This window comes from Candidatus Symbiopectobacterium sp. 'North America', from assembly GCF_015762685.1.
Lineage (GTDB): Bacteria > Pseudomonadota > Gammaproteobacteria > Enterobacterales > Enterobacteriaceae > Symbiopectobacterium.
The window spans coordinates 1-5,238 of record NZ_PEHF01000107.1; the positions used below are offsets into that span (position 1 = coordinate 1).

3 protein-coding genes and 4 pseudogenes are annotated in these 5,238 nt (G+C 41.8%); 2 read left to right on the top strand and 5 right to left on the bottom strand.

The annotated features are described in order from the left end of the window. Positions 1-1,808 precede the first annotated feature (1,808 nt). Together CS369_RS22410 and CS369_RS22415 are read left to right on the top strand one after the other, a co-directional pair. Entirely contained in the window at positions 1,809-1,988 is a 180-nt protein-coding gene (locus CS369_RS22410; protein WP_196908768.1) for a hypothetical protein, read from the top strand. Positions 1,989-2,048: 60 nt separating this feature from the next. Beyond that, positions 2,049-2,312 (top strand): hypothetical protein, encoded by a 264-nt coding sequence (locus CS369_RS22415; protein WP_196908769.1) that lies wholly within the window; start codon positions 2,049-2,051, stop codon positions 2,310-2,312. A 470-nt stretch (positions 2,313-2,782) separates the two neighbouring features. On the opposite strand, the gene CS369_RS22425 is transcribed toward CS369_RS22415, so the two are convergent. From CS369_RS22425 to CS369_RS22445, 5 genes and pseudogenes are all read right to left on the bottom strand, one after another. Continuing rightward, positions 2,783-3,283 carry a hypothetical protein gene (locus tag CS369_RS22425; protein ID WP_196908771.1) on the bottom strand — a complete coding sequence of 167 codons (501 nt, stop codon included), beginning with the start codon at positions 3,281-3,283 and terminating at the stop codon, positions 2,783-2,785. Between the two features lie 281 nt (positions 3,284-3,564). After that, a pseudogene (locus CS369_RS22430) lies at positions 3,565-4,133 on the bottom strand (hypothetical protein). 104 nt (positions 4,134-4,237) lie between these two features. Further along, positions 4,238-4,450, bottom strand: a pseudogene (locus CS369_RS24325) (TraR/DksA family transcriptional regulator). Next, positions 4,440-5,023, bottom strand: a pseudogene (locus CS369_RS22440) (DUF2857 domain-containing protein). Before CS369_RS22440 ends, CS369_RS24325 begins: the two co-directional pseudogenes overlap by 11 nt. Before the next feature lie 2 nt (positions 5,024-5,025). Then, positions 5,026-5,163 (bottom strand): annotated as a pseudogene (locus CS369_RS22445) (helix-turn-helix transcriptional regulator); the annotation flags it as partial. Positions 5,164-5,238 lie beyond the last annotated feature (75 nt).

Here is a 5,238-nt window from a genome sequence, read left to right on the forward strand (position 1 = left end):
CGCATGGCGATCTCCTCAACGGGACATAATCAGTATGTCAGAAGATCTCTAAAAGTGAATGGTTAGGTTTACCGGGATACTTACATCATCAGTATGGAGGTTGTTTGATGAGTTGCGAGCAGTGCCTAGATCTATGTGTTAAATACGTTATCCGTCAACCTGAACAATTACGGAAGGCAATCCGCATTGCAAAGCATGCTCTCAGCTAAGGGGTTCTGACCGAAATTAAAGCAACTGATGATTGGAACCAATACAGCTTTCATGAGTGTGCTGAAAAGATAATATGGGGCGATATAGTTGATTATCATTTTGTATGTAAGCATTGCGGAACTCAGTTCGTATTGGGAGCTGAAACGTACCATGGCAGTGGTGGCTATTGGTCGCCCGAGAATGAAAAACCATCTGCAATAATTGACTAGCTTTTGTTCTTAGCTTCCAAGAATCGCTGCTGTGAGCGGACTCGTGTCAGGAGCGGATATCAAGGTCATTTATTATCTTACCTTCGCTAGGATTGCTCTGAACAATTCGATGGCCCTCCAGATGTCGTCCTGTGTATCACTATCCCAATCAGGTACTGTGGCTAACTCAGCGTTGAGTTCCTTTATTAGGATATGGGCTTCGGCAACTTCATTCCTTTGGCATTTTGATGCGATACGAGATATCGCCGTCGAAGGGAGGTTGGAGTAGGGTAAAAAGGTGGTATGCTCGGCGGCAATTAGTTTTTGTAATTTACTCATATGGTCGATGTACCCGGAACAGTAATTGGGGTAATAAAAGCTATTCTACATGGTAATTATTCCTGATCCCGGAAGCTAAGAAAATAGTTGAATCTAAAACATCTGCTCCCCGCTCAGAGCTGAACCTCACCGGAACCAACGTCGCTTGGATTCTTGCCATGATCCCTACCAAAGGTTAAAACGCTTTAGTTGTTCAAGTTTGTGTAGAGCGACATCTTTCCCCCGGATGAGAGACTTTGCTCCGGAATTGAAATACCAAAAAGGCCTTCTGCAACCGGGAAAATTTCACATTCTGGCGTCAGTGAACCCGAAGCTTTTTCTATCTTCTTACGCTCTGCTTTTACAATTAACTGGAGTCCCATTAGCGATTAAACTCAACAATGGCTACCTGCTCAAGCGCTCGGTTGACCTGGGTCAGGACCACGTCAGGGATTGATTGGCCTCTGATATCATAGACGACCCGGCAGGTTCGAATGTGCGGTGGAAGCTGCGATAGCCCGTAAGATATTCTGGCAAGATTATATGCAATACTGAATTGTATAGATTCCGGGGATTCCAGGCTGTGGTTGGCTACAAGGAGAAACTCTCCGCGTTCTTCATTTATAAATTCCGGGGTAAACATCACGCCTCCCTTTTATTGCCTTCGTCAATTTCTATTTCTTGAACACTCATATCGAGGTGTGTGCCCTATGCTAATCGAGAAAAGATACGTAAACTAGTGTTGCTGTACACCAAACCGTTATTGGGCGAAAAACGTCAGGCCGATGTAGCGTGCTCTTGGGTATACCTGACCATTCTCCTCTAGAAAGATTCCAGCAATTTAACGTCCGTGCCTCGCTCAGGGCGGACCTTCAATCCAACTCGATCGACAGCTTCGTGCCAGGAGCGGACATTGAAAACATTAGAATGTGCAAAGACCAAACTATGAGGTAAGATATCGCATACTATAAAAATAGTGCCAAAAATACGATTTCTTAGTTACAAGTCCAAAATTGACAGTTTTTATAGCCGAAAACATTCAAGTCTAACAGTTCAAGCGCCGAGATCTTTAATTTATTTTATAGGTAACGTATGCCAATCACAGCATTAAGCCATTTTAAACAAGATATTAACCGAGCGAAAGAGCTTAGAGTTCATGCTGATTCATTAGGAGTATCGACATTAAAAGATGATATATATAGAGCATCCTGGATGATTGCGATTGGTGGACTTGATGCATACTTTTGTGATGCATTTGCAGATACATTATAAAAAATCCTAATTGCAAAAAGTATCTATAACAAAGTTCAGTTAAGCTCCAGAATAAAGCAATTGAAATTACCTATAAACTCTATTATCGATGCTCAGAATACAATCTCAAATTGGAAGTGGCGAAATGCAGCGCGTGATTTGATTGAAAGAGACAACGTACTTTCAATCGATAAAATTAAGGAGTTATTCAACCATATCATGAATAGCAATAATAAAATATTGAGCCAGGCGATGATGGAAGACTGGCTACTAACAAAATCAGCAAAATATCGCCTAATGGGAATTAGCTCAACAGAATTCAAAAAAACTTTCCAAGTCGGATAAAGAAAAAAAAGAAAATCTATGTTGGAAAAACTCTCTAACAGATATGCTTCGTTAATCCAGAGAAGACATGATTGCATTCATAATTGTGACAGACCAAAGGTGAGTCTCACAAGAATATCAAGTGCGGATGTTGTTAAGGTGATTGAAGATATAGAGTTTTTAATTTTCACGTTGGATAGTCACATAGATAAAAACCTTAGACGTCATCTTCTCAGCATTGGTTGCAGTAAAACCCTTGTTAGACGGGTTAAAGCTTAAAGAAATTAGGCAATTAAACCTGTGAGTTGCATCCATCGATTGAACTCACAGATCTTAGCGGACAAAATTTCAGCAATGATTTTAGATACAGCACCTGGATTTTTAGGGAGTTTTTGACATACGTTAACAGTAACTATGTATAATTCTTTTTTAGGGTTTTCGTTTTTTATTGAATAGTTGTTTAATATTTCACCAGCCAAATTGCTAGCTTCTTATGCATTTATTAACAACCCTTTATTGTATGCAAAAGATTTGCATTCCACTTGAACTACATTATCCTTTCTTGATGCTAGATAATCATATGTTTCTCCAGATGTGGAATCATCTTTACTTTCTACACTCCAGTCGTAGCTTTGAAGAGAGTAATATACAAATATTTCGAAAGTCAATGCGCGCATATCATTGGCCACGTAAAAGACTGCTTTCCAACGAGACTTAAATGGATTTTTTTTATTTTCGTGCAGTTCATCATAAAAATCCATTAATTTCTCACTATAAAGGATTGCATCTGCAACAGCATTCCTATCGTATTCGTCATATTCATCGAATCTCTTAGATTCACACAAGTATAAACCATATGAAATTAAGTTCTCTCCAAGTCTATGGATTGGAGGATTACTACCTAATTTTAAAATTGCTTCTTGCCAAGGCTTTTCGGGGAAATATTGTAATAAGCGTTTATAAGTTGTGTCGTACATATCTTCTCTATTCATCGTTTATTCCATACTGTGAGTTTGGATTGCTAACTATGATTATGGTGAGCACAAAAAATATCATGATAAAAATTAAGGTTAAGTTACTTCTGTAGAGTGCATGATGCAAGTTCTAGATAAACAAATATTTTGGCAGTTGTGTAACTATAAGCGTCGGCTCCTCGCTCTTGGCAGACATTATGAGTCCATAATGGTCAGGGGGGCTGGAGGTTTTATCATAAGCTCCTTAGCTAACCCCCCCCCCTGGCAAAGCCAGGTCGTTTCTGAAGCCGTTATTTTCCTCATACACAGCGCCCAGTGGCGCATCCGTGCATCATGACCAGCGGAAACAAGGGTACCAAAGGGATCAGGGCGACGTTTCCAAGAGTGCTCAGCGTTTTGGTCTTATCATTGATTGATACCACCACTGGGTGTTCCAACTGGTAAGGGGCTGCCAGTTCTGGAGCGTACGATGAAGACCAAAATCCTGCCGCTTTAAACAAAACACCGAGGCGATCGTTATAAATCTGCACCGCCTGATACTCATTGACCAGCACTGTATGCTGCCCGGCATCCAGTTTGCGCTTATCAATCACCACCAGGTACTCTGCCGTGACTTCATGTTGTTCTACCACAAAGTTAACCCGCACTCCGGAGGCCTGTTGATGAAAGCGTTCATAAAATGTCTTATAACGCTGATATTCCTGCGGCACGCCGCTACGAAAAAACGGTAACTGAATTTAGCTGAGCTGGCGATAATGCCGGACTCGATAGGTTTAACAGCCACAATTGTATCGGTACGCGGCAAGTTTGGCGCACTGGTACATCCTGCCAGAATCATCACTACCAGCAGCGATAAATATTTCATCATGTCAACCATTCCTGTTCGCTAGTTCCCCTGTGACATCCGGACAATTTCTTTAAGATGCGAATTACAAGTGTCCATTCCTGTTTATCATAACTTCCAAACCTGCTTCAATAACCACGTTTACATTCAATCTGGGCCTGACAAGCAATACGCGTCATCACGCCGCGCAGGGTCTGGTATCGTGCGTCTGGAATGGCGTCATGGCAGAGTCAACAGTGAAATAACGATGGTGTTACGGCCAGTTTAAAAAGGATTTTTTTAATCATTGTTTCAAACTGCTGCTCATTAAATTCCTGAACGTGATCAATTTCATCGGGCATTCGTTTTTCCCCTGATTAATTTTTCTTTTTCACTAAGCACAATACGCTGCCAGACAGCGGTGAGGGTGGGGCATCATCCTTGCAAGCGAGTTCTTCGGTGATTTGCATCATGGCATCGAGTGCGTGGAGTGATTCGATATTATCCACGCGTTGCTTCTGCCAACGTAGCCAGATATCCGCATCGATATTTTCATTTGGAAGCCGCGTTCGTCCCTGGGCAACATGAATACCCAGTAATCGGCGACGGGCGCACGTTTCATGGCTAGTCAGGCTAAAATACCGATTGATAAGTTCAAGTGAACCACCAAGCGAAATTGCCCGATTAATTTGGTCCTGAAGTTTCACTTCCTGGCCGGATTGGAGCAGCAGAAGGTGCAGAGCCTCATGGTGAATGGTCACATTCATAAACCGGGCATATGCTCTGCTGATAATGAATAGTTCATCGAGGGTTATTCGGTTTAGCGTATTCATTTCATCGTAAGTGAAACCTAATTTTTCACAGTAACGAATATCTCCTTCCTTCAACGCATGCAAGGCATCGATCAAGATGTCGTAATTGAGTGAGGGGGTCATGACTATTCTCCCTCCTGCTTTTTCCCCTGGCAGCGGTTGGCTAATTTCTGATTGATCCATTCATTAATCTCGGATTCAAGCCAGGCAACGCTGGTGGGACCAATTTTAATGGATTGCGGAAAATCACCTGTTTTCATATGGGTCTTTCCCTATCATGGTGGCACACACCCTCAATCAAGTATAATTATCTATACTTGTACCTTCCCAAAGGAGGT

Bases quoted from the DNA above. Each gene is read 5' to 3' on its own strand.
- CS369_RS22425 (WP_196908771.1), bottom strand. From the start codon at position 3,283: ATGAATAGAGAAGATATGTACGACACAACTTATAAACGCTTATTACAA.
- CS369_RS22410 (WP_196908768.1), top strand. From the start codon at position 1,809: ATGCCAATCACAGCATTAAGCCATTTTAAACAAGATATTAACCGAGCG.